The following is a 549-nucleotide window of genomic DNA, read 5'->3' as shown; positions in this document are numbered from 1 at the left end:
TCTAGCAAACTTTTTTAAGCCCCGTTCAAGTGACTCGTTCGCGTTTAGTTCGCGGGTCAAGCTTAGCCCAAGTGAAGCGCGCTCTATGGCCGATGAGTTCATATCGTCACTACACGTTCTTGATGCAGGTATCAAAGGGTCGATTGACGTTGCTGCAGCAGACATGGCGCGATGCAACAAAGACTCTTCGCGCAAAAAACGTATGCACTATAAGCGCATCAAAGAGCTTATGCAGGAGCAGCTTGGTGCGACGGAAGTCATTGGGCAAAGGGAAGCGACATCGACGGTTTACTACATTGAGCCGAGCGGTGCGTGGAATGACGATGAGGAAGAGGGTGGCGTATTGTATCTGTGTCGTTCGGTGTGCAATCCATCCGATCCAATTAATACGTGGACGTCTGAACGACTCATGGCTTTGAGCGCACATGCAGTCGGTCGCGCGTTTATGCGACGCTGTGCCTGGGCGACGGGCTATGCGGTGACGGCGGAATGTTTGGTTAAGGTGTTGGTCGATGTGTATGCGGGTTTTCAAAGCGCGCCCATGCCCGA

General features: G+C 52.6%; 1 protein-coding gene. It reads left to right on the top strand.

What is annotated here, in order from left to right; all coding sequences use genetic code 11:
* Positions 1–85: 85 nt before the first annotated feature.
* On the top strand, positions 86–549 hold a 464-nt coding region (locus tag A3751_RS01195), incomplete at its 3' end, for a hypothetical protein (protein ID WP_156492160.1).

It is taken from the genome of Oleiphilus sp. HI0080, from assembly GCF_001635135.1.
Note: the sequence above shows the minus strand (reverse complement) of the source record. Positions and strands in the feature narration are given on the sequence as shown.